The following is a 23,939-nucleotide window of genomic DNA, read 5'->3' on the forward strand; positions in this document are numbered from 1 at the left end:
TCGCAGGTAGTATTACGCTGTACCACCGACAGTAATTTCGTCAATCTTCAAACTCGGTTGACCGACTCCCACAGGGACGCTTTGACCATCTTTACCACATACTCCAACGCCTTTATCAAGCGCAAGGTCATTACCTACCATAGAGACCTTTTTCATCACCTCTGGACCATTGCCAATAAGCGTTGCGCCTTTAATTGGTTGGGTTATCTTACCATTCTCTATTAGGTATGCTTCAGATGCTGAGAATACAAATTTGCCGGAGGTAATATCCACTTGACCACCGCCAAAGTTACTAGCAAAAATGCCTTTATCTACGCTACGAATGATCTCTTCTTGACTGTGCTCACCCGCAAGCATGTAGGTATTTGTCATTCTCGGCATCGGTAAATGGGCATAAGACTCACGACGCGCATTACCTGTAGGCGCCAAACCCATTAAGCTCGCGTTTTGCTTGTCTTGCATATAGCCTTTCAAAATACCGTTTTCAATCAGTACATTGTATGCCGCTGGCGTACCTTCATCGTCCACATTCAAAGAGCCGCGACGGTCGGCTATCGTGCCATCATCCACCACAGTACAAAGACTCGAAGCGACTTGTTCACCTATTTTGCCACTGAATGCAGAGGCTCCTTTACGATTAAAATCACCTTCTAGGCCATGTCCAACAGCTTCGTGTAACAAAACGCCCGGCCAACCAGAACCAAGCACCACAGGCATCGCACCTGCTGGTGCATCGATGGCTTCAAGATTCACACGTGCTTGGCGCACAGCTTCTTTGGCAAACTGCATCCATCTCGGTGCACCGTCTACTAATTCTTTAAAGTAACCATAGTCTAAACGCGCACCACCACCGGCACTGCCACGCTCTCTGCGACCATTTTTCTCAAGCAGTACCGAGCAATTTAAACGTATTAACGGGCGAATGTCGGTTGCAAATGTGCCGTCGCTTGCGGCAATTAACACTTCTTCATATACCGCAGACAGCGAACTGACTACTTGCTGCGCCTCAGGTGCTAAATCGCGAATGCACTGTTCAATCTCTCTTAGTAAAGCCACTTTATCCGCATCACTCATGCTGGTAATTGGCTGTGCTGGTTGAAATTGAATGGGTGCTTTTACATCGCTAAATACTTGGACTTTACTGCTTTCGCCAGCTTGCGCGATGCTACGCGCAGCTTCTGCTGCTTTGGTTAACGCTTCAATATTGATGGCATCAGAATAACTAAAGCCAGTCTTCTCGCCACTCACTGCACGCACACCAACACCACGTTCGATGTTGTAGCTGCCATCTTTGACTATGCCGTCTTCCAGCACCCAAGTTTCATGGTAGCTTGATTGAAAGTACAGATCGGCATAATTTACTTTGTGCTGATGAATATACTCGAGAGCTTGTGATAATTGCTCACGTGTCAGCTGGCTATTGGTCAGTAAATTCTGCTCTACATTACTCATAAAAACTCACTTTTAAATCGGTTATGATCCGCAACCGGCATTTTTTGCCGGATCGAATCAAGAAACGCGCTATCTAGCTGCTGTGAAATGGGTTCTAAACTCTCACCAGAGTCAATTAAGACTTCACCCCAAGGCGATACAATTAAACTGTGTCCATAGGTTTCTCGGCCATTTTCATGACGACCTACTTGCGCGGCTGCAACTACATAGCATTGGTTTTCTATCGCCCTCGCCTGTAATAATGGCTGCCAGTGTGCCTTGCCCGTTGCACAGGTAAAAGCACTTGGGACTAAAAATAGCTCAGCTCCCTTCGCTCTCATCATTTGGAACAAACCAGGAAAGCGCAGATCATAACACACGCTTAATCCAATTCTGCCAAATGGACTATCCACTACCACGACATCCTGTCCACGCTCTGTTCGCTCAGACTCTCGATATTGTTTAGTTTTGTCACTCACATCGGCGTCAAACAGGTGGATCTTATTATAGCGTGCTACGATTTCGCCACTCGAATTAAATAAGTAACTCGCAGCCAAATATTTATCGTTCTGACTTGGTATCGCGATGGTACCTGCCGCCAACCAAATGTTATGTTGTTGACAAAGCGCTGAGAGCTCTCCAAGCAGCGCTTCATTATACTGCGCGTATTCCCAACTCTGTTGCGCATTGTCGCAAAATGCCAGCCAAGTTTCAGGTAAACAAACTAAGGTTGGCTCTTCAACCACTAACTTAGCCAGCTGGTTTTTAAGGTACTCTATATTTGTTTGGGGTGCTTTAGCCGAGCACATTGGCAATGCAATCACCTTAGCCATTACCACTTTCCTTATTTTGCGACACAAGAGGTTGCTCACTTTGCTTAAGTGTAGCACTTGGATGTGATTCTGAATTCAATGCTGGTGCTTCTTTACTTGTATTCTTATCAGCTCCATCTGGCGTCGCTTCATCACTAGGAGGCACAACCGGTTTAGGTAACTCAATTTCTTTACTCTTACGATCAACCTCGGTAACCACTGGCTCTTGCATCGTTCCGGTGATTTTAAAATTAATCTCAGAGATCACTCGCGCGGAGTGGATAACCTTATCTAATGCTAGTGCAGCTAATCCCGTCACAGGGTTCACCGCCCATGCCATAATCACAGGTAAACTCGACGTGACTTGTGGTGCTACGGCCAAATCATAATTAATTTCGTGAGTATTGAGGTCAGCATAGCCACGTATCGTTAGATCTGCAGGCACGCCATCGAGCTTTGAATCTTCAGTGATCGCAATACCATTCGTTAGTTGTACCGAACCACTCATACTGTTATAGAAAAAGCCTTTAGAAAACACATCTCTAAAGTCCAAGCGTAGCTTTCTGATCAAAGAGTCCAAACTCAGTAGAGAAAAGACGCGTGCCCCTTTATCACTTATTTCTGCCAAATGACCTTCACCTAAGCGCCAAGTCAACTCGCCTCCTAGGCTAGGTAAATCCATTTCGTATGGCGCACCTTGCCAATTGAGGGAAAAATCAATGTTGGCGCGGGAATCTTTGATAGTCGAAGTAATATCAAACTCATCCGTTAGTTCACCAAAATCATCGCTGTTTAACGCGCCACTTAGCGTCGTTTTACCTTGCTCAAAGCGGCCACTGGCATTGAGTTTATGATCTTTTTTGTCAATCACTAACTCTGAGATATTGAGTCTATTACCATCTCCAAACAACGACATATTGACCTGATCTAACTGATATTCACCGACTTTACAGTCACTGCATACAAATTCGGTTGCAGGTAAGCTCAACAACCAATCTAATGAGTGAACGTCTTTTTCCACTGTCTCTTGCGCTTGCGGCTCTGTCTTAGGTAAATTTAGACGTAAATAATCACTATTAATGTGAATAGGCCGGCTTGAGTTTGACGCTGGAATAGCCACTTGTGAGCGCATTTCTTTACTATTGATTTTAAGCTGCATCGCGCCGTCAATCGCGGCCATAGTAAAGTCAACATCATGGAAAGGGATCTCTGAGAACGTTACTTTTGAGAAAGAGCCATTTACCTGATTCAGTGCTGGTAGAAATGTAGGGTCGGAACCTGAACTTGGCGCTTTGATAATGCGGTTGATCAGTGGTAACCAAGGCAGCAGCTCGACTTCTTGTTGTTTGATTGTGATATCAAAACCGGATGTATTTAAGCCTTCATCTTTACTGCCAATTATCAGGTGTGCATTACGCATCGCACCGGATCCATTATCAATGATGCCATTAAAATACAATTGATTATCTAGGCTTGCCGTAACAAGATTCGAAATATCATCCCCTAATACAGTGCCACTTAGCAGTTTAGCTTGATCAGCGGGTTTAGCGAATTGATCGGGTAAGTGACTTGCAATCCCCCGTAAATCACTCGCAAATTTGGCTTTATAGTTAAATCCAGCATCGGAAAAATTAAGGATAAGCTCAGTGCTCAGCACGCTATTGCCTTCAAAGTAGCCGTCAATAATTCCATTTGCGTGCGGTTGCAGTTGCTCAATCCCTGCTTCAAGACTGACCTTGGTCGTTACTTGATAATTTTGCTTATTTCCGCTCCCTGATAAGTCTAACGAAAGGGGCATGTCCAGCCACTTAGCAGACAAATTATTCACTTTGATAGTGTCATCATCGAAGCTAACCACACCTTTCACTTGCTGTAATTGCATCCCAGGCTTTGCCAAAAAAACAGGATTGTTGTCTAGGTAGATGTCACCTTTAGCATGTACGGCACCTGAGTGCAGGTCGACGGCCAATTGCACATCCCCTTTTGCATCACCTTTACCTTGAACAATATCTAATATATTCGCGAGCGGATCTGCGAGCGGTGTTGCCGCAAAGAAAGGCTGTAACGTGCTCGCTTCTGTGGTGTGCTTAATATCAACAATCAGCACATCAGCGTGATTTAAATCCGCAATACTCACAATGACACCCTCATCAATACTTTGATTAACAAGTTCCCCACGGTGTGCGTAGATATCCATTCTTTCGTTTTCGAAGTGTAGTGTGACATCACCTGAAGTAACGCTAGGCCAATCCGGCGCAAAACCAAAAGTAACCTCATTCAAACGTGATTTAACTTCAAACTGACCTTGCTTATCAGCGAATGGAAATTGTGAAAGCGCTCCACTCAGTAAGACTTGAGTCTGCAAGTGCTGACCACCTTGGATCCCTGCTTCTAAATAATCGACTAAGCTTTTACGCATAATACTGACAGGAAAGTACTGTGAAGCGATTTCACCACGCCCACCGAGTAGCTCCGCATATAAATCAAGCCGAGGGTCATCTGATAACTGCAAGGAAAATTCTGTGGCTAACGCTACGTCTTGATTACTAAGCCAAAAGTTGGGACTGGAAACTTGCCAGCCTTGCGTTTGTTGATTGCGAATATAGACATCACCACTGAGCTGCTGGAGCTTAATATTATCTTTGAAAGTCTCTTTTGATAGCAATTCAGTTTGTTCAGCACTTAAATTGAGCCTAACTTGCTCATCAGTCGCACTCACCTCTAATCGAGTACCATAAATTCCAGGGATCCCATGAAATGGCTCAAAAGCTATCTCCTCAATGACCCCCCATGCCGCAAAAGCATTATTAGTACCTAGACTGAATTTCGCTGCGCTCAGTTGACCATTGGGATTCATACCATACAACAAATCTCGTCCAGGGAATTTAGCAAGTTGTGCTAACTCAGCTAAAAAGTTGGCGTTAATATCCTTTAGCCAAAAGGTCTTGTTATCTTTATGCCATTTCGCTTCAAATAAAATAGGAGCAAGCGCTTCTTGATTGCGACTAAACTGGATACCACTACTTTGCACCCACCAACCTTGCTGATCTGGCTTTAACAGAAATTGCGCATCATCTAATGCTAACGTGCGCTGATTTTCATCTTCTTGCCAAGTCAACGTACTGGGTTTGATATCCACGGTGATATCTTGCAATGTACCTTGATCAAAGCCTAACCATAGCTGAGCATTGATGTCTGCTTTTAGGTCTGGATGCGCTAAGGTGATAAGCTCTTCTAGCCAATCAACCGGATTAACCTTATCCGCAGATACATAGATATTCCCCGCCAATTCACGTAGCTTTCGCCCTGATAAAGAAAGACGAGCGTTAAACTGACCTTGAGAAAACCCGGGTAATGCGATTTCTCCCGCCCCCTCATGTAATGCGCTAGAATTTTGCCACACTAAATCTTTCAATAGTAAACTGTGGGTCTTACCACTAGAAAAGGTGATATTTAGACGACTGTTTTGCACCGCAAAATGCCCAACATCGCCTAAGAAAAGGCTTTCAATTAATGCTTGCTGCTCAAAAGCACCTTGATCTTGAGCCGCGTTTAACTTGCTCAGATCTATATCGGCTTCAAACCCTTCCAGTACAAAATAGTTAGATGCGATCTGCATTTGCCGTACAGACTCAAATACATTGAGCTGCAACGAGGTTTTGGCAATATTAATGGAAATTGGCGAGTCTTTATTATCTTTAAAAGAGAGCGATTCCAACACCAGAGCAGGCCCATTGCCCTCCCAACTCGCACTGATCTGGCCAATACTAATATCAACATTCAGTTGCTTTTGGATCAGCGCTTCGATGTTACTTCTATAATCATTTGCATAGGGCAAGGCGTACTTCAGCGCAGACACCAGCACCGCGAGTGTCACTAAAGTGATCGCAAAGATTTGCCACGCTTTACGCAGGCAGAAAAAACAGACGGCCTTAGCCTGCATGTACAGCTACCCTTTACATCATTACTACGTCAAACTGCTCTTGGCTATATAAGCTCTCAGTTTGAATGCTAACCTGCTTACCAATAAATAATTCAAGCTCAGCTAAATTATGATACTCATCGTTGATCAAGGCTTCGCTCACCGCTGGCGAGGCATAAACCATAAACTTGTCGGCATCATAAGCACGATTCACACGCACGATCTCCCGTAGGATCTCATAGCAAACGGTTTCGACCGTTTTTAGTGAACCACGACCGGAGCAAGATGGACACACATCACAAAGAATATGTTCTAGGCTCTCGCGCGTGCGCTTACGGGTCATTTCTACAAGCCCAAGTGCAGAGAGTCCATTGATATTGGCTTTCGCTCGGTCTTTAGACAACGCGGTTTCTAAAGAGTGCAATACTCGGCGTTTATGCTCGTCAGATACCATGTCAATAAAGTCGATAATAATGATACCACCAAGGTTTCGTAACCTTAGTTGCCTCGCAATTGCTGACGTCGCTTCAACATTGGTATTAAAAATCGTCTCTTCGAGATTACGATGGCCAACAAACGCGCCGGTATTAACATCAACCGTTGTCATTGCTTCCGTTTGGTCAATGATAAGGTAGCCACCAGACTTTAACTCAACCTTGCGATGTAGTGCTTTTTGGATCTCAGTTTCAACATCAAACAAGTCAAAAATAGGGCGTTCACCGGGGTAATACTCAAGTGCACTTGCGAGTTGGGGAACAAACTCTTCAGTGAAAAGCTTTAGCTCTTGGTAAGTTAACTTTGAGTCAACACGGATACGTTCCATGTCCTCACCAACATAATCACGCAAGGTGCGAAATGCTAAGGTAAGATCCTCGTGCAAAATTTTTGCTTTGCTCGTTTTACGGCGGCGAGTCACAATTTTTTGCCAAAGCTTTTTCAAAAACTCCGCATCATGCTGTAACTCTGCTTCCGAAGCGCCTTCAGCAGCGGTACGAACGATAAAACCACCGTTTTCGTCATTATATTGTGCGACAATTTCTTTTAATCGGTCGCGCTCTTGTTCGGTTTCAATACGCTGACTCACACCCACATGCGTCGCGTCAGGCATAAACACCAAATAACGTGAAGGAATAGTGATGTCCGTTGTCAGTCTAGCGCCTTTTGTGCCAAGCGGATCTTTGACCACTTGTACCATAATGAACTGGCCTTGTTTAACCAGCTCACGAATATCCTGCACTTTCTTAACTGGGGACTCGGCCACCCCCTCTTCGATGGAAGCACTGTTCACGATATCTGACGCATGTAGAAACGCCGCTTTTTCCAAGCCGATATCCACAAAAGCAGCCTGCATACCAGGAAGAACTCGGCTTACTTTGCCAAGATAAATATTACCAACGATGCCGAGGTTACCGATCCGTTCAACTTGAACTTCTTGCAGCACCCCATTTTCGATTAAGGCTACGCGACTTTCACTTGGGGTGACATTGATTAGTAGTTCGCTACTCATATTTTATTTTAAAAACCGTTGAATTAATTCGTCTGTCTCATATAAAGGTAAGCCGACAACTGCAAAATAGCTACCTTGGATCTCAGTTACAAAGCGTCCACCTACCCCTTGGATCCCGTAACCACCCGCTTTATCTTGCGGCTCGTTGGTGTCCCAGTAGGCATCAATTTCGGTTTCGCTGAGCGTTTTAAAAGTCACATTGGTCACAATCACATCGCTCAGTACTTTGCTTGTATCTGCAAGTGCAATCGCCGTCATCACCTGATGCGTATGACCAGAAAGGCGCTGCATCATCGCTTTGAAATCCGCTTTATCACGAGGCTTACCAAGCGCTTCTCCGTCAATGACAACCACAGTGTCACTGCCAAGAACCGGCTTATCGGTATACCCTAGCGCCACACCTGATTGCGCTTTTAAACACGCTAAACGCTCCACAAGCTGTAATGCGCTTTCATCGTCTAGCGGACTTTCATCAGCATCAACACTAAATTGCTCGAACGAATAGCCAAGCTGAGAAAGCAGCGCTTTGCGACGCGGAGAAGCCGAAGCTAAATATAAAGAAATAGACATTATCTGATCCTAAACTGTCTACGATATTTTCTCAGCAGTGGGAATATCCACAGCCAGCACACCATGCCCGTAACTGCAGGCCAGAGATAATGCGGGTTAAAGTAGATATCAAGCAAGAAATGATTAAGCCAAAATTGTAACAAATGATAGAGCGCGAGAAATAGCCCGATCAGCACTGCTTGCTGCCAGATGGAGAAATTACGAATTTTCTGAAAGTTACTGGCGGTAATATAAATACAAATGGAATAGGTCAACGAGTTCACCCCGAGCGGCGCGCCCATCGCTAAATCAATTATTAGGCCAGTCATCCAAGCCCAACCAATATTCACACGGTGAGGAACGGCCAAAGACCAGTACATCAACACCAACAATACCCAGTCAGGACGAAATGGTTCAAGTGAAAAAGGCAATGGCATAAGTGCCATGATTAACGCAACAAAGACACTTAATGCAATCAATAAGTTGCTATGTTTACTCATGATTAATTGCCTCTTGGCTACGTTTACCTAACACCACGAGTAAGCGAATGCGATCTAGTTGTGCAATCGGCTCTGCCTGTACTTGTGCAAACGGTAGGCCTTCGTCTCTATCTATTTCAGTAACTACAGCCACCGGATAGCCTTCAGGGAAAGTACCACCAAGCCCGGAAGTGACCAACACATCACCAATGCGAATATCCATGCTATGCGGTACATGAGCAAGGCGAACATTATTGATTTTACCCGTCCCCTCTACCACAGTGCGAACGTCATTACGCAATATTCTGACCGGTGTCGCATGGGTGGTATCAGTCATAAGCAGCACTCTTGAGGTCGTTGTACCGACTTGAGTGAGCTGCCCAACAATGCCCATTTCGTCAATAACAGCCTGCCCTTCGCTGATCCCATCAATAGTACCGCGATTAATCACCACCTGATGGCTATAAGGGTTAGAATGAACAGACAACACTTGAGATATTAAACGTTGATTGGTTTCCCTAGCTGAAGCACCTAATAAAGCGCGCAACTCTTGATTTTCTTTTTGCAAAAACTGAAGTTGCTGTAATTGCTCACTCTGTATTAATTGTTTTTCTCTGAGTGCTTGGTTTTCTTGTTGTAGCTTTTCTCTGGTATTAAGGCTTTTCAGGCCCAAGTTGAACGCTTCATAGGGAATATTAGCGACGTACAGTAGCGGACTGACCAAAGTGTTTAAACTGGTTCGCACCATAGTCCCACCAACCGTGTAGCGGTCACCAATGATCAGAATAATACTAAGCACAACTGCGACAGTAAGTCGCAGTTGTAAAGGAACGGTTCGGCCAAATAATAAATTCATCAGTCGTAACTAAATACGTCACCACCGTGCATGTCTATCATCTCTAACGCTTTACCACCACCTCTTGCCACACAAGTTAATGGGTCATCGGCAACCACCACTGGAATACCAGTTTCTTCCATCAACAAACGGTCTAAGTCTTTGAGTAATGCGCCACCACCTGTTAATACCATGCCATGGGCAGAAATATCAGAGGCAAGCTCTGGTGGCGACTGCTCTAGCGCAACCATTACTGCACTTACAATCCCCATCAAAGGTTCTTGTAACGCTTCTAAGATTTCATGTGAGTTGAGTGTGAAAGAGCGCGGCACCCCTTCAGCTAAGTTACGGCCGCGAACCTCAATCTCAATCGGTGTTTCACTCTTAAACGCTGAGCCAATTTCATGTTTGATATGCTCAGCCGTCGCTTCACCAATCAGGCTTCCGAAGTTGCGACGTACATAGTTAATAATCGCTTCATCAAACTTATCACCACCGATACGTACTGAAGACGAATAAACAACACCATTTAGTGAGATAATCGCCACTTCCGTCGTACCACCACCTATATCAACAACCATTGAACCCGTTGCTTCAGATACTGGTAAGCCAGCACCAATTGCAGCAGCCATTGGCTCTTCAATTAAGTACACTTCACGTGCACCAGCACCCATTGCGGATTCACGGATAGCACGCTTTTCAACTTGCGTTGCACCACAAGGTACGCAAATAAGTACACGAGGGCTTGGACGCATGAAGTTATTATTGTGCACCTGTTTGATAAAGTGCTGTAACATTTTTTCTGTTACATAGAAGTCTGCAATCACCCCGTCTTTCATCGGGCGAATAGCTTTGATGTTACCCGGCGTTCGACCTAGCATTTGCTTAGCCGCAGTACCTACTGATGCAACGCTTTTTGGGCCACCAGCTCGCTCCTGACGAATTGCCACCACCGATGGCTCATTCAGTACGATGCCTTCTTCTTTTACATAAATAAGTGTGTTTGCCGTCCCTAAATCGATAGAGAGATCGTTAGAAAATAATCCGCGTAATTTTTTAAACATGAGGCTGGGTGACCTTTCAGAATTCTGTCAAACAAAGCAGCATCACCTGCTGCTCTTAATTTACTACTTATCGCTCTCGAACAAGTCGAAAACCTATATAATTCGCTCTAAAATCTGGCGCTAACGCTAAGCGAGTTGACACTCGAGCCAAACTCGGCGCGAAGTTCCATGCACCGCCACGCACTGTAACATCGCTCTGAGAAGCACGCTTTTGCGTCCACTCCCAGACGTTTCCTACAGTATCATATAAGCCATAGCTATTCGGTGAAAATTGGGCAACTGGTGAAGGACTTTTATTAGACCACTCACTGCCACACCAACCACAATTAGCTAGGTTTCTTCCGATTTCATTACCCCATGGGTACTCAGATGCAGTGCCTGCACGCGCCGCATATTCCCATTCAACTTCATTGGGTAATCTAAATTGTTGTCCTTTTTCGCCAGATAACCAGTTGGCATACGCTTTGGCATCATCATAAGCAACACACACAACGGGAAAATTATCTGATTGCTCGTAACCGGGGTTTTCCCAATTATATTCAAGCTCCCAAACCGGTTCGCCATTTTTATAGTACGCGCAGCCTTTACCTTGTTCGGCTAAGGTTTTATATCCAGTGCTTTGTGCAAAACGGCGAAAAGCCGCCACTGTAACCTCAGTGCTCTGCATGGCATATGAATGACTCAACACTTTTTCAACAATGGGACGCTCATTTGGTAAGCCATTACCCGTCAGGTCGCCCATTTTAAAAGTGCCTGCAGGGATAATAGCTAGCTCATTTTCGGTGGTTGCTACGGCGACCACTTGTGCTTGTTGCGCTTCAGGCTCAGGCTTTTTCGTTACAACAGACGTTACCGATTGGCGTTTCTTCACCAATTTCGCATTAATAGTTTGTGCCGCTCGTAGGTTAATGCGCGCTTTATAAGGTTCATAACCTAATTTTCGGATCTCAACATCATAAAATCCGGCAGGAATTGCTACTGTCGTTTTTGTCGCGCCGTAGCTGACTCCATTAATAAATACTTCGTCGTCGTAAACATTTGATCTTAAAGTTAACTCGACTGTTTTATCAGCCGTTTGTGACTTTTTTACAAGAGGGGTCTCCACGACTGGCTGCTTTGTAATAGTCGCAACTTCAACCGGATCACTTTGCTCGTCCGAAAAAGTCAGTTGATTATCACTGTAGACTGTCGAGTAGTTCGACTGGTAATTTACGGCAAGCGGAGTGCCATACTCAGCACAATAACGATTGTCTAAGCTCAGCAGGTTACATAAGCGGCTGCTATTTACATCACCACGCATCGTCACGCTGAGATTAACGTTGTAGTTGCCTTGTCCACTAAATCCACTATTTACAACATGGCTGCTCACCACTTGAACCTGCGCGCCAGCCATATTGCGTTTTGGCTCGACAACACGGCTCTCGGTTAGGTTAGCAAAAATCTGATCAATAAAGCGCTTAGTTGCTTTTTGAAGCCCCATTTGCTGACCACGCTGTTCGCAAGCCGCCAAGGTTTCTGTGCGCTTACAGTTAATCGTGTGGTCTACCTCTAGCGTACCTTCACGAGTAAACTCATTACGTAGTCGCTCTACTCGCGCTGTGCCAAGCTGATCTTTTAAGTTTTCAAGCGTATTTACTAAGGTGTGCTTAGTTACACGGACCTGCTCAATATCTTTACGCTGTGATGCAATCGCCGCAATCTGCATCGCAATGTCTTCTTTATTCTGCTTGTGATCTGCCACTGCTTGCTGATAACGCGTTTGCGCAGAAGAAATATCAATGGAAGGATCATCAATTAGCCGACGATACAACTCATTCATTGCATCTAAGGCCTGATTTTTTTCTTTGTCTAACTCACCTGAACGTTTTCTCAATAACTCAAGTTGAGACTGCAGACGCGTTTCCTCAGCTAGGTGTTTTTCTAAAACGACCGAGTATCTGTCTAATTCGCTTTGCTTATTAGACAATTCAGACTCGATGGCAGTGACCGTCGCAGTATCTTGCGCCATAGCGCTTTGAGCAACAGTACCCATGGCCAGGATCGAGGCCGAGACAATAAAAGTTAAAGGAGCAATTCGCATATGTTCCATTCCCAACAGCGGCAATTGTTTGGTCTTGTTATTTCTTATAGTTAGGGCTCTATGCTATGTACTTACAAAGTAAAACACAAGCTTTGCACAATTAATATCTGAGTTTACAACTATTAACCAGCGTCTTGCCAGTTTTTAGCTGAGATTTTGTCTATTTTTCTCTAACATCGCGATGTGTTACTAATTCGAGTCCAAAATAGAAGATAGGTAATCAAGGATGTATGATAACCTCTGGAGTGAAACGCTCGGGTTATTTATTATAGTGTGCAAAATATCAGACTGATTTCATCATGCAAACCATCACCAATATCGCCGAGTCACCAATCCAAACTATCCACCACCCGACATTGGATAAATACGGTTTAACGTTGCAGGTTAAGCGTGATGATTTGCTCCATCCTGTGATCCAAGGAAACAAATGGCGTAAGCTAAAATACAACATACTCCACCTAAAGCAAGCTGGCCTTGAAGAGTTAGTCACTTTTGGCGGGGCGTTTTCCAATCACTTATATGCTACTAGCATGGCGTGCAAACTTTTCGCAATCAAAGGTCACTTAATTGTTAGAGGCCCAGAGATTGACCGGCACAACCCAACGCTAAAAATGGCAAGCGCTTGCGGGCTAACACTTCATCCAGTGAGTCGAGTCGAATATCGACAAAGAAATCAACCTGAATACATTCAAACTCTGCAAGCCAAGTTTATTAATGCTTATCTCATACCAGAAGGCGGCACTAATGCACTTGCACTGCAAGGCGTTGAAGAGCTAGCGCATTCCTTGCCTCAAAGTGATTATGTCATGACTGCAGTGGGTAGTGGCGGCACAGTGGCAGGACTAATCTCGGGATTGCCTAACCACACGCAGGTTTTAGGTGTTACGGTACTAAAAGGTGCTGAATACCTAGCACAGGAAATACATGAATTAATCACAATTCAGCGCCGTGCGCCATGGCAGCTACTCCATGATTTTCACCACGGAGGTTACGCCAATACTACACCTGAATTGCTGAGTTTTTGTCATGAAATGAAGGTAAAATATCGTTTGCCTCTTGAGCCTATTTACACTGGTAAACTGTTTTACGCCATTTTCACTTTGGCTCAACAAGGATACTTCAAAAGAGGCAGTGTGATCACCGCAATCCATACCGGCGGCTTACAAGGATTAGATGGTTTGAGATATCTGGCAAATAAAAAGTAGACCTAATCAGCTCATGCGGTTAGCGTTTTAGTGAATATCAGCGAGCTGTTGTAACGGTGCGGAGAAATAATGACCTTGGGCCCCTTTCACTCCAAGCCCTTTGATGCAACTCAGTTCAGCAACGGTTTCAATCCCCACTGCATACACGGGAATACCCAAGCTTCTTGCTTGAGCGACTATTTGCTTTACTGTGCGTTTACGATACGCAGACTTTTCAATGCCGTGTACCAGCTCATAGCTAAGCTTGACAGCTTTTACCAACTCGGCAAGCGGTGAGCGCCCTAGCGTCAGAGCCTGCGTAACATTATCCAAATAAATATCGCACCCAAGTCGGTTCAACCTATCAAAAGCTGCTAGCAATCGCTCTCCATGTTGATAGACCTCTTCTATGCTAAGTTCAAACCCAATTGCCGCACCACTATGAGACGCAATGAGCTGCCCCTCTAGCCAATCAATAAACTGGCTATCCACCCAACTCGAAATATGTAAGTTAATACTTACCTTTCCAAAATTCCTTTCCTGCTCATAAACAGACAACACCTGTTTAACTATCGCTCTATCCAGAAACTGAAATTGCTCTGGGGTATAGAGGTGTTGCATCACCTGCTTGGCCGAAATTCGCCCCATTTCTTTGTGAGTCACTCTTAGTAGCGCTTCGCTTACAATTACGTCTTCGGCTAAAAAGTCGAACAACGGCTGGAAGAATAAGGAAAACTGTCCGGCTTTCAGATAACTCAGCAAAGCCTCACCATCTTCGTTAAGGCGTTTTGCCAATAACTCTGTGAGATGAACTAAATGAGTATGTTGCCACACTTGATTTTGCGCGATCGAAAGCGCTGATTTTGCGCTCTGATAAACCTGTGTCTGTTGTTTATTTTCCTGATAAAAACAAGCGCCAAGTTTCACTTTGCTGCGAGATAAATCCCCCCGAAACTCTAACAGCACTCGATAAACGATTTCGTGCATTTGCTTTACCAAATCCATACCTTTAGTCGCCCCAATCTGCTTTACTGTCACGGCTAATGCCCCAGAAGCTAGATATTTAACTGCCACCGTCCCAAACTCTCCAACGCCTTTAACCAGCGCAAGCTGAAAATGTAACTGCAGATCAACTTCTTTAGGCGTACTGCACTGCCAATGGATTAACGCAAATAGTGCGTACTGCCCTTCAGGAGCGGGGGCTGGTAAAGCCACAGGCTTTTGCGCATGTGAGGTAGACTCAGCCTTACCGTATAAAAACCACCACCGGTGTACGAATAACACCAGCCCAATTGACAACAAATTGAAAAATATCAATATATATCCATGACTTATCCATATAGATTCATGGTACAAGGTAACGGTTTGATCATCGGCAACAAATTGATGTTCTTCTGCATTCGCAATAGGTAACGACGAAAAACCATACTTCGTAGCTATTTCACTTACTCCCATAGCAAAAGCTTCAGCTGATAGCTGCGAAATTTCAGCCGCGGCTTCTTCTCCTTGTGTGTGAACTTGAAGGTGCAATAAATGATTAAGAAGGAAATTTAGACACAACAACACCGCCAAACTTACCGCGACTAGCTTTTTTTGATACTGACGACTAAATCCATCTAACAGCTGAATTGGCATAATGTTTTTATTGGGTGGAAAGATAACTGAAGTGTTGTTCAAAATAGTGCAAAACTCAAGCGAGATGCGGCTTTTAATTGTACAGAAAGGATAAGCAACTGAGCCAAAACTAGAAATGCGTTAAGTTTATTAATCGTACAAGATGGTAAGCTCTATCTAAGCTTACTTGTCACCATTTTCTTAGAGATATTTATACCAGTAAAAAACAAAAACCCCAGCATGATGCTAGGGTTTTCGTAGATGCTACACCAGAAATTAGAACGGAATATCATCATCAAAGTCAATTGGTGGCTCCATAGGATTTGAGCTACCACCTGATTGACCATTGTTTTGGTTCTGTTGTGGTGCAAAACCACCTTGAGACTGGCCACCGAATCCAGAAGACTGCTGAGAATTCTGTTGCGATTGCTGTGGTGCGAATCCACCTTGCTGTTGGTTTGACTGGCTTTGCTGTGGCTGCGAATATTGCTGCTGAGGCGCTTGATTATAGCTTTGCTGGCCATAATTATTTTGCTGCTGTTGACCACCTTGGTACTGGCCGCCACCTTGACCCTGCTGCTCGCCACGGCCACCTAGCATTTGCATTTGGCCACCCATGTCCACCACGATTTCCGTTGTGTACTTTTCTTGGCCGCTTTGATCTGTCCACTTACGAGTCTGTAGACGACCTTCAATGTAAACCTGCGAGCCTTTTCTTAAATACTCACCCGCAACTTCCGCAAGTTTGCCAAACAACACCACACGGTGCCATTCTGTACGCTCTTGCAATTGACCGGTGTTTTTATCTTTCCAGCTATCCGTAGTTGCAATGCTGATGTTAGCCACGCCGTTACCGTTTGGCATATAGCGAACTTCAGGATCTTGGCCCAGATTACCTACCAAAATTACTTTATTAACACCACGTGCCATGGCATTGTCTCCTCACACTATGACAAGCCCAGCACTTGCTTGGCTTGCTTCAAATCAAAAATTTTATCATCTACTTTTAGGTAGCTACGATTCTCATCTCTCACTACCGTGGCCTCAAGTACCCCAGGTAATGAAACCAATTGGTCTGCCAATTCCGTCGCTTGTTGCTCATTTTCTACAGCAGAAACTAAGCTGATCGCTTTGCTCTTAGGTGGCACTTGCATGCCCCATGCGATAACAAACCATATTACCCCAATAATGGCCGTTGCGGCAAATATCGTATCGACCGCAAAATTTTGTGCCAAGATACCACCCAAAGCTCCACCTATAAATGCGCCAAGAAACTGGCCAGATGAAAATACTCCCATCGCCGATCCCTTTTGGTTGGCTGGAGCTATGCGAGAAACCAACGCAGGCATAGTTGCTTCGAGAAAATTAAAGGCAATAAAATAGACCAGCATTGCACCTGCGATCACCCAAAGTGAATCTACAAAGCAATACAAAGTAACCGAGCTTACTACTAGCATTGCAATAGACAACAAGAATGTCTGCTTTTCTTTTTGTTTGCGGATCGCCACTATCATCATCGGTGCCATCAAAATGAAGGCGAGTAAAAATACCGGAATGTAGAGTTGCCAATGCCTATCTGCTGCAAGGCCGTCACGGATCAACTGACCTGGCAAGGCTACAAAAATTGTAGTCAGCGTCAAATGCAATAGCAATACCCCAAGATCAAGCCTCAGTAACTGTGGGTTTTGCACCAAGCGACGAGTATCTGCAAAGCTTGCAATTGTGTCGCCTTTTGGGGCTTTATTTACCGCATTTGGCACCATAAAGGTAATGATAGCGATACCTACAATTGCCAATACCGCCGTCAGCCAGAAGATCCCTGCGATACCAAAAGACGCTGCAATCATTGGTCCTAATAACATGGCTACAGCAAAGCTCATACCAATGCACATGCCGATGACCGCCATAACCTTGGGACGCTGCTCGTCACGGCTCAAATCCGCAGCAAGCGCAAGTAAAGCACTTGCAATCGCGCCCATCCCCTGCAGGGCTCTACCAAATGTCACCCAATAGATTGAATCCGCTAATGCCGCGATAACGGATCCTAATGCAAATACCAACAACCCACCAATGATGATTGGCTTGCGGCCGAACTTATCAGACAACCAACCCATGGGTATCTGGAGTACAGCTTGAGTCAAACCATAAGCACCAATAGCCAAACCAATCCACAGTGGCGAGACATCCTGTAAAGACTGGCCGTAAACAGCTAACACAGGCATCAGCATGAACAAACCAAGCATGCGGAAAGCGAAAACGCCAGCAAGAGAAATCGCGGCGCGCTTTTCAGTTGGATTTAAAGAGTCATTAGACATAAGGCGGTATTCATCACTATCGAAAATCACGCGCAAGTTTAACAAACTCTTTTCTTAACTTACACTAGCGCGAACGGATCTTTGCAATGCGATTGTTACCATCGTGAATTTGAGTGGCTTACTTCGAGAGAGAAAAGCGCTAGTTGACGCCGTACTTGGCCGTGATCTGATCTAATTTTCCGCTACGTTTAACCCGTTCAAATGCTTGACTCAAACGCTGCAAACGCTCGCTCGAGGTGCGTGCCTTGCTAAAGGCAAAATATACTGGGTTTTCGTTAATAACCAACGGGCTAATCGCAAACTTTTCAAAATCAGGGTTATTTTTACTTTGATACAGGATGTTGAATTTTTCTTCTAAAAACCCTGCGATCCGTCCTTTTTTGAGCAAATTCAATTTTACCTGATTGTCGGGTACATAAATAAATTGTGTTTCACTGTCGGTACGACGCGCAAGGCGAGCTGTAAACGCCTCACCGTAATAAGCATTACGCTGAATAGCGATGGGCTTTGACAGATGAAATAACGACTCAAGTGAGTCAAGCTGATGAGGCTCCCCTGAGTTCATAGCAAAAACAATGGTTTCCATGCGTTGGGGACCAATAAAATACGCAAATTGTTCACGTACTGGTGTTTTTGTGACGCTCAAAATAAGATCGATATCACCCTCCTCTAAAAGCTTCAGCGCCCGACCCCAAGGAATACTCACGAAACGATAGCTACACCCAGCTTCATCTAACAAGGCTTTAGCGAAATCAACGTCCATACCGTGCCAAACAAGGTCGTCATTTAACTTAGACTGCGCCGCATAATTCTCAAACCGCACCACCAGCTCACAGGCGAAGACATTTTGGCAAAGCAGCGCCAAAAGCAATAAAAGTCGATACAAAATCAATATCCCAAGTTGATCGGTTTAATAAGTTTAGTTCGTTTAGCAGAGATAACTTAATTTTGTATTCGGGATGCGGTAATCTGTTCACTTCACATCATGCTTTGACTGATCCAGGTTTCAATTTAGTGGATTAGTATCGCGTACTCAGTACAGCGCACGAAAAAACACAAGGGTCGTATGGATAAAATAGAAGTTAGGGGTGCCCGCACCCACAATTTAAAAGACATTTCACTCACTATTCCAAGAGACAAGTTGATAGTGATCACGGGTCTTTCTGGCTCAGGGAAGTCGTCTTTAGCATTTGACACCTTATACGCAGAAGGCCAGCGTCGTTATGTTGAGTCTTTGTCTGCGTACGCGAGGCAGTTTTTATCGCTGATGGAAAAACCAGATGTGGATCACATTGAGGGCTTGTCTCCCGCGATTTCCATTGAGCAGAAGTCGACTTCTCACAACCCTCGCTCAACCGTGGGAACCATTACCGAAATATACGACTATTTAAGGTTACTCTTTGCTCGAGTGGGTGAACCGAGATGCCCTACGCATGATTTACCGTTAGCCGCACAAACTATCAGCCAAATGGTTGATACTGTATTGGCACTCCCAGAGGGTAGCAAACTCATGCTACTTGCACCGGTGGTGAAAAACCGTAAAGGTGAGCACGTAAAACTGTTAGAAGAGCTTGCGAGCCAAGGTTTTATTCGTGCGCGTATTGATGGCGAGGTATGCGATCTCTCAGATCCACCCACGCTAGAGTTACAGAAAAAACATACCATAGAAGTCGTGGTGGATCGTTTCAAAGTCAAAGCAGGGCTTGAGCAGCGGTTAGCCGAATCTTTTGAAACCGCGCTTGATTTGGCTGATGGCATTGCGCAAATCGCCTATATGGATGATAGCGAGGCAGACGAACTGATCTTCTCAGCCAACTTTGCCTGTCCAACTTGTGGCTATGCCATGAGCGAACTTGAACCACGATTGTTTTCTTTCAATAACCCCGCAGGTGCGTGCCAAAGCTGTGATGGTTTGGGGGTAAAGCAGTATTTTGATCCCAAACGTGTGGTGCAAAACCCAGAACTAAGCTTGTCTGGCGGTGCAATCAAAGGGTGGGATAAACGCAGTTTTTACTATTTTCAGATGTTAAGCTCGGTTGCTGAGCAATATGGATTTGACTTAGAAACGCCATTTCAGGATCTGCCGAGTAAGTTTCAAAAAGTGGTATTAGAAGGCTCAGGCAAAACTAAAATCGCGTTTAAGTATCGTAATGACAGAGGCGATCTTATCACTCGCAATCACGAGTTCGAAGGCGTGTTAAACAATATGAATCGCCGTTATCGGGAAACGGAGTCAAGTTCAGTAAGAGAAGAGCTCGCCAAATATCAAACCAGCCAAGCGTGTCCAAGTTGCCATGGCTCACGCCTGCGCGAGGAAGCTCGCCATGTGTTTATCGGCTCGACCAACCTGCCAACCGTAACAACGATGAGTATCGGCGAAGCCAGTCAATTTTTTATCGACTTAGCACTCACAGGCCAAAAAGCACAAATTGCGGACAAAATACTCAAAGAGATCCGCGACCGTTTATCTTTCTTGATCAATGTAGGCCTAAACTACCTCTCTTTGGAGCGTAGTGCTGATACTTTATCTGGCGGTGAAGCTCAGCGGATCCGTCTTGCAAGCCAAATTGGCGCCGGCCTCGTGGGGGTAATGTACGTACTGGATGAGCCTTCAATTGGTCTACATCAGCGCGATAACGACCGTTTACTTAAAACACTCACGCACCTAAGAGATCTTGGCAACACCGTGATTGTGGTAGAGCACGACGAAGATGCCATTCGTGCAGCCGATCACATCATCGATATCGGTCCAGGCGCAGGCGTACACGGCGGCTATGTCGTCGCTGAGGGAACTCGCGATGAGATAATGCAAAGTAAAGACTCATTAACGGGTCAATATCTCAGTGGCGAGAAATGCATTGAAGTTCCAGCGCAACGTCATCAATGTGATGACAAGTGGCTTGAACTTAAAGGTGCAACGGGCAACAACCTAAAAAGTGTCGACTTAAAAGTGCCTGTTGGTCTCATGACCTGCGTAACTGGAGTATCTGGTTCGGGTAAATCTACCCTCATTAATGACACCCTATTCAAGCTTGCCCATCAGGAATTAAACGGTGCAACAACGCAAGAAGCTGCACCATATGAATCAGTTCATGGGCTAGATCACTTTGATAAAGTTATCGATATTGATCAAAGTCCTATCGGTCGCACACCACGTTCAAACCCAGCAACTTATACCGGGATCTTTACTGCTATCCGTGAACTATTTGCGGGGACACAAGAGTCGCGTTCACGCGGTTATAAGGTTGGCCGCTTTAGTTTTAATGTTAAAGGCGGTCGCTGTGAGGCCTGTCAAGGCGATGGGGTTATCAAGGTTGAGATGCACTTCCTACCGGATGTCTATGTTCCTTGCGATGTCTGTACTGGTAAGCGCTATAACCGTGAAACACTGGAAGTGCTGTATAAAGGTAAAAATATCCACGAAGTGTTGGAAATGACCGTTGAGGACGCTCGAGAATTTTTTGATAAAATTCCCGCAATCAATCGCAAACTACAAACCTTAATGGACGTTGGCCTCTCCTACATTCGCTTGGGGCAAGCCGCCACGACCTTGTCCGGTGGTGAAGCGCAGCGTGTTAAGCTCGCTCGTGAACTATCAAAACGAGATACCGGTAAAACACTCTACATTCTCGATGAGCCAACCACAGGTCTACACTTCCATGATATTCAGCAGCTACTCGCGGTATTACACCGTCTACGCGATCATGGTAATACGGTGCTGGTTATCGAGCATAATCTAGATGTCATCAAAACCGCGGACTGGATTGTAGACTTAGGTCCAGAGGGAGGAGCAGGAGGTGGTCAAATACTCGTCTCAGGTACGCCTGAAACGGTGGCTGACTTTGCGGCTTCGCATACGGGTAAGTACCTTAAGCCCTTATTGTCTTAATTTCTAAAAGTCTCTATTATTGGTGCATAATAATTACAAATTCATTTATTATGCACCAACTTCTCGCGCCAAAAAACTTAACCGCATACCTAGCAAGGTTGCGCTTTTCCATCGGCCAATTTTGGCAAAGCCTAACGCTGGCTCAACGCTATTATTTGGTCAGTTTTATCATTTTTATGTTCAGCTTGAGTGAAACTGAAGATAATAACTTCACTGCTTTTTTGATCTTAATAACCACAGTAACGGCGCTATGTTATGAATTCTGGCCAAGGATCATGACCTTTTGGGAAAGTGTGCCTGGTAAAGCACTAATACTGTTATTTTATGCCTTTATCGCCAACTTTGTGTTAGTGCAAGCTGATGGCCGTATCAATGATTTAACTGGGGTCAACACAGATAATTTCCCTTACACACATAATTTGAGTGTGTTGCTGTCGTTACCTACTTGGTTTTTTATTACCAGTACCTTCTTGTTAATTCTCGCGCAACTCTTTATGACCTGCTATGTCGTTGTGCTTTTCCTACTTAAACCATTACGAATAAAGCCTTTTTGGCATCAGAATCACTATCGTTATCCGGCAACAACAGCAATCATCAGGTTGATCATGTGTTTTGTTTTATTGGCTTTTTTGGTGCTTGGCATTGCTAAATCAGGTGCTTCAACCGCATTTACTGAGTTTTCTTCTGATTTCAAAATAGATGAGGACGGAATTTCTTTCCAAGCCAACGCGAAAGAATCGCGCTCTGCAGACTCCACAGAAGAAAACGAAGGAGCATCGGAAACTCAGCCACAAGTGGCCGACATGAGTGGCGATACTCCACAACAAGATGAAGCAAAGTCCACAGCAGATGAGCCGGAGTCGTTAACGGTATCTATTAATAACGATCCCAACCCCGATTTGCACGAGCAAGGCAAAAACTATAACGATGTGCTTAACCAAATACTGGCTTACTTTATCTTTCGCTTTGAGTCTGACGGAAACTCACGTTGTGAACATAGCGAAGGCAGTAATATTGTTGAATTAAACGATTATGAGATCTTAGAGATCATGCCGGATAACGCCGCAGAATACGGCTACACCTATACAGTAAAGCCTTGTATTTCAGCGGCAATTGGTCATCAGTTTAAGCCGCAGCAACCATAAAGGTGCCTAGCGCATCGCGCTCTTGCTGACTCAGCGGTTGAGATTGCTTAACCGCAAAGTCATATCGCACCATAATGGTTTTACCTTCAGCACAGCATTCTCCATGCTGCCAAGCCTGCTGCAAAATGACAAATGAGCTGTTGCCGATATGTTCAACAGCCGTTTTTATTTCGACCTCTTGACCATAAAATAGCTCCCCTTTAAAAGTGACTTCGACTTTAGCAACAATCAATTTCCACTCTTTTGGATTTAAATCTGGTGTAAATATTTTGAAAATAGGTGTGCGCGCGGCTTCAAACCATACAGGGAGTACGGTATTGTTGATATGTCCAAGCACATCTGTGTCGCAAAAACGCGGCATAAGCTTTTCAGACAGCATAATAACTCCAATAAAAACTAGGGAAAAACATGAGTGATTTTATTCGCGTTTACGATAACGCACTCAGTTCAAACTTTTGCGATGAATTCGTAAAGACCTTCGATCAAAGCCCACATTTAAAACAGGGGACTACGTCTGGTGGTGTCGACTTGAGTAAAAAAGTCAGTCACGACCTTTATTTAAATTCCTATCCTGACTATGCCAAACAGTTACAACACATTCAACAGGTTACGGCAAAGCACTTATTTGAATACCTTGAAGAGCATTTCTTTATGATCATCGGTGCATTTGGACTTAAAGTGTATCACCCCAAAACTGGTGAGCCTGTCGATCTCACTGTGGATAACTTTGAAGAAGTCGGCAAGCCACAACTCCCGGTCCTTGCTCAACAGCTGTTTCGTTTGGGCGCTATACAAGCTCAGCGCTATCAAATAAATAAAGGCGGCTACCCCTACTGGCACAGCGAAGTCTACCCTCAACACGACCATAATGAAGCCTTACACCGAGTGCTGTTATTTATGTTCTACCTTAATGATGTCGAGGAAGGTGGCGAGACCGAGTTTTATTATCAGCAGCGTAAAATTGCCCCAGTAAAAGGCTCTATGGTGATAGCGCCAGGGTATTTTACACATACACATAGAGGCAATATTCCGGTTTCTAATGATAAGTATATACTCACTTCATGGGTGTTATTTAATAGAGCAGAGCAACTCTATGGTACGCCCAAATAAGCT

Annotated in this window: 18 protein-coding genes; 4 read left to right on the plus strand and 14 right to left on the minus strand. The window is 44.7% G+C overall.

Annotation, left to right across the window (positions count from 1 at the left end):
- Nucleotides 1-12 precede the first annotated feature (12 nt).
- The 9 genes from tldD to CTT31_RS16450 all read right to left on the minus strand — a co-directional run bounded on the left by tldD (nucleotide 13) and on the right by CTT31_RS16450 (nucleotide 12,679).
- On the minus strand, nucleotides 13-1,452 hold the full coding sequence (gene tldD / locus CTT31_RS16410; protein WP_211858759.1) for a metalloprotease TldD: 1,440 nt from the start codon (nucleotides 1,450-1,452) through the stop codon (nucleotides 13-15).
- Entirely contained in the window at nucleotides 1,449-2,264 is an 816-nt protein-coding gene (locus tag CTT31_RS16415; RefSeq protein WP_211858760.1) for a carbon-nitrogen hydrolase family protein, read from the minus strand. Before CTT31_RS16415 ends, tldD begins: the two co-directional genes overlap by 4 nt.
- A complete protein-coding gene (locus CTT31_RS16420) occupies nucleotides 2,257-6,186 on the minus strand; it encodes a YhdP family protein (protein WP_211858761.1) in 3,930 nt (1,309 codons plus the stop codon). The genes CTT31_RS16415 and CTT31_RS16420 overlap by 8 nt, the downstream gene beginning before the upstream one ends.
- A gap of 13 nt (nucleotides 6,187-6,199) precedes the next feature.
- Entirely contained in the window at nucleotides 6,200-7,672 is a 1,473-nt protein-coding gene (rng, locus tag CTT31_RS16425; protein WP_010376650.1) for a ribonuclease G, read from the minus strand.
- A gap of 3 nt (nucleotides 7,673-7,675) precedes the next feature.
- Nucleotides 7,676-8,242 (minus strand): Maf family protein, encoded by a 567-nt coding sequence (locus CTT31_RS16430; RefSeq protein WP_039492943.1) that lies wholly within the window; start codon nucleotides 8,240-8,242, stop codon nucleotides 7,676-7,678.
- Complete coding sequence (gene mreD / locus CTT31_RS16435; protein ID WP_010376646.1) at nucleotides 8,242-8,721, minus strand: rod shape-determining protein MreD; 480 nt, start codon at nucleotides 8,719-8,721, stop codon at nucleotides 8,242-8,244. The genes CTT31_RS16430 and mreD overlap by 1 nt, the downstream gene beginning before the upstream one ends.
- Complete coding sequence (mreC, locus tag CTT31_RS16440; protein WP_010376644.1) at nucleotides 8,714-9,556, minus strand: rod shape-determining protein MreC; 843 nt, start codon at nucleotides 9,554-9,556, stop codon at nucleotides 8,714-8,716. The genes mreD and mreC overlap by 8 nt, the downstream gene beginning before the upstream one ends.
- Nucleotides 9,556-10,599 (minus strand): rod shape-determining protein, encoded by a 1,044-nt coding sequence (locus tag CTT31_RS16445; protein ID WP_010376642.1) that lies wholly within the window; start codon nucleotides 10,597-10,599, stop codon nucleotides 9,556-9,558. Before CTT31_RS16445 ends, mreC begins: the two co-directional genes overlap by 1 nt.
- Before the next feature lie 67 nt (nucleotides 10,600-10,666).
- Nucleotides 10,667-12,679 (minus strand): SUMF1/EgtB/PvdO family nonheme iron enzyme, encoded by a 2,013-nt coding sequence (locus CTT31_RS16450; RefSeq protein ID WP_010376640.1) that lies wholly within the window; start codon nucleotides 12,677-12,679, stop codon nucleotides 10,667-10,669.
- Between the two features lie 299 nt (nucleotides 12,680-12,978).
- Here CTT31_RS16450 and CTT31_RS16455 point away from each other — a divergent pair, with 299 nt between their 5' ends.
- Entirely contained in the window at nucleotides 12,979-13,884 is a 906-nt protein-coding gene (locus tag CTT31_RS16455) for a 1-aminocyclopropane-1-carboxylate deaminase/D-cysteine desulfhydrase (RefSeq protein WP_211858762.1), read from the plus strand.
- Nucleotides 13,885-13,911: 27 nt separating this feature from the next.
- On the opposite strand, the gene CTT31_RS16460 is transcribed toward CTT31_RS16455, so the two are convergent.
- The 4 genes from CTT31_RS16460 to CTT31_RS16475 form a co-directional block, all read right to left on the minus strand.
- Complete coding sequence (locus CTT31_RS16460) at nucleotides 13,912-15,498, minus strand: EAL domain-containing protein (RefSeq protein ID WP_211858763.1); 1,587 nt, start codon at nucleotides 15,496-15,498, stop codon at nucleotides 13,912-13,914.
- Nucleotides 15,499-15,753: 255 nt separating this feature from the next.
- Nucleotides 15,754-16,407, minus strand: coding sequence for a single-stranded DNA-binding protein (gene ssb / locus CTT31_RS16465; RefSeq protein ID WP_010376633.1), 654 nt, complete (start codon nucleotides 16,405-16,407; stop codon nucleotides 15,754-15,756).
- 17 nt (nucleotides 16,408-16,424) lie between these two features.
- Nucleotides 16,425-17,792 carry an MFS transporter gene (locus CTT31_RS16470; RefSeq protein ID WP_211860103.1) on the minus strand — a complete coding sequence of 456 codons (1,368 nt, stop codon included), beginning with the start codon at nucleotides 17,790-17,792 and terminating at the stop codon, nucleotides 16,425-16,427.
- 139 nt (nucleotides 17,793-17,931) lie between these two features.
- Nucleotides 17,932-18,678, minus strand: a complete 747-nt coding sequence (locus CTT31_RS16475; protein ID WP_010376631.1) for a substrate-binding periplasmic protein — start codon at nucleotides 18,676-18,678, stop codon at nucleotides 17,932-17,934.
- 180 nt (nucleotides 18,679-18,858) lie between these two features.
- Between CTT31_RS16475 and uvrA the strand changes: the two genes are divergently transcribed.
- Both uvrA and CTT31_RS16485 read left to right on the plus strand, forming a co-directional pair.
- Nucleotides 18,859-21,681 carry an excinuclease ABC subunit UvrA gene (gene uvrA, locus CTT31_RS16480; protein ID WP_211858764.1) on the plus strand — a complete coding sequence of 941 codons (2,823 nt, stop codon included), beginning with the start codon at nucleotides 18,859-18,861 and terminating at the stop codon, nucleotides 21,679-21,681.
- Between the two features lie 50 nt (nucleotides 21,682-21,731).
- Nucleotides 21,732-22,826 (plus strand): hypothetical protein, encoded by a 1,095-nt coding sequence (locus tag CTT31_RS16485; protein WP_211858765.1) that lies wholly within the window; start codon nucleotides 21,732-21,734, stop codon nucleotides 22,824-22,826.
- Here the strand turns inward: CTT31_RS16485 and CTT31_RS16490 are convergent.
- Nucleotides 22,807-23,205, minus strand: coding sequence for an acyl-CoA thioesterase (locus CTT31_RS16490; protein WP_010605953.1), 399 nt, complete (start codon nucleotides 23,203-23,205; stop codon nucleotides 22,807-22,809). The genes CTT31_RS16485 and CTT31_RS16490 overlap by 20 nt on opposite strands.
- Before the next feature lie 29 nt (nucleotides 23,206-23,234).
- On the opposite strand from CTT31_RS16490, the gene CTT31_RS16495 reads away from it, so the two are divergent.
- Nucleotides 23,235-23,936, plus strand: a complete 702-nt coding sequence (locus CTT31_RS16495; RefSeq protein WP_260491599.1) for a 2OG-Fe(II) oxygenase — start codon at nucleotides 23,235-23,237, stop codon at nucleotides 23,934-23,936.
- Nucleotides 23,937-23,939 lie beyond the last annotated feature (3 nt).

The sequence above is a fragment of the Pseudoalteromonas maricaloris genome (assembly GCF_024746855.1).
Classification (GTDB): Bacteria; Pseudomonadota; Gammaproteobacteria; order Enterobacterales; family Alteromonadaceae; genus Pseudoalteromonas; species Pseudoalteromonas maricaloris.

Coding starts and splice junctions, on each gene's coding strand:
- uvrA (WP_211858764.1), top strand. CDS start 18,859: ATGGATAAAATAGAAGTTAGGGGTGCCCGCACCCACAATTTAAAAGAC.
- CTT31_RS16420 (WP_211858761.1), bottom strand. CDS start 6,186: ATGCAGGCTAAGGCCGTCTGTTTTTTCTGCCTGCGTAAAGCGTGGCAA.
- tldD (WP_211858759.1), bottom strand. CDS start 1,452: ATGAGTAATGTAGAGCAGAATTTACTGACCAATAGCCAGCTGACACGT.
- CTT31_RS16455 (WP_211858762.1), top strand. CDS start 12,979: ATGCAAACCATCACCAATATCGCCGAGTCACCAATCCAAACTATCCAC.
- mreD (WP_010376646.1), bottom strand. CDS start 8,721: ATGAGTAAACATAGCAACTTATTGATTGCATTAAGTGTCTTTGTTGCG.
- CTT31_RS16430 (WP_039492943.1), bottom strand. CDS start 8,242: ATGTCTATTTCTTTATATTTAGCTTCGGCTTCTCCGCGTCGCAAAGCG.
- CTT31_RS16445 (WP_010376642.1), bottom strand. CDS start 10,599: ATGTTTAAAAAATTACGCGGATTATTTTCTAACGATCTCTCTATCGAT.
- CTT31_RS16415 (WP_211858760.1), bottom strand. CDS start 2,264: ATGGCTAAGGTGATTGCATTGCCAATGTGCTCGGCTAAAGCACCCCAA.
- CTT31_RS16495 (WP_260491599.1), top strand. CDS start 23,235: ATGAGTGATTTTATTCGCGTTTACGATAACGCACTCAGTTCAAACTTT.
- ssb (WP_010376633.1), bottom strand. CDS start 16,407: ATGGCACGTGGTGTTAATAAAGTAATTTTGGTAGGTAATCTGGGCCAA.
- CTT31_RS16450 (WP_010376640.1), bottom strand. CDS start 12,679: ATGCGAATTGCTCCTTTAACTTTTATTGTCTCGGCCTCGATCCTGGCC.
- CTT31_RS16490 (WP_010605953.1), bottom strand. CDS start 23,205: ATGCTGTCTGAAAAGCTTATGCCGCGTTTTTGCGACACAGATGTGCTT.
- CTT31_RS16470 (WP_211860103.1), bottom strand. CDS start 17,792: ATGTCTAATGACTCTTTAAATCCAACTGAAAAGCGCGCCGCGATTTCT.
- rng (WP_010376650.1), bottom strand. CDS start 7,672: ATGAGTAGCGAACTACTAATCAATGTCACCCCAAGTGAAAGTCGCGTA.
- CTT31_RS16460 (WP_211858763.1), bottom strand. CDS start 15,498: ATGCCAATTCAGCTGTTAGATGGATTTAGTCGTCAGTATCAAAAAAAG.
- mreC (WP_010376644.1), bottom strand. CDS start 9,556: ATGAATTTATTATTTGGCCGAACCGTTCCTTTACAACTGCGACTTACT.
- CTT31_RS16485 (WP_211858765.1), top strand. CDS start 21,732: ATGCACCAACTTCTCGCGCCAAAAAACTTAACCGCATACCTAGCAAGG.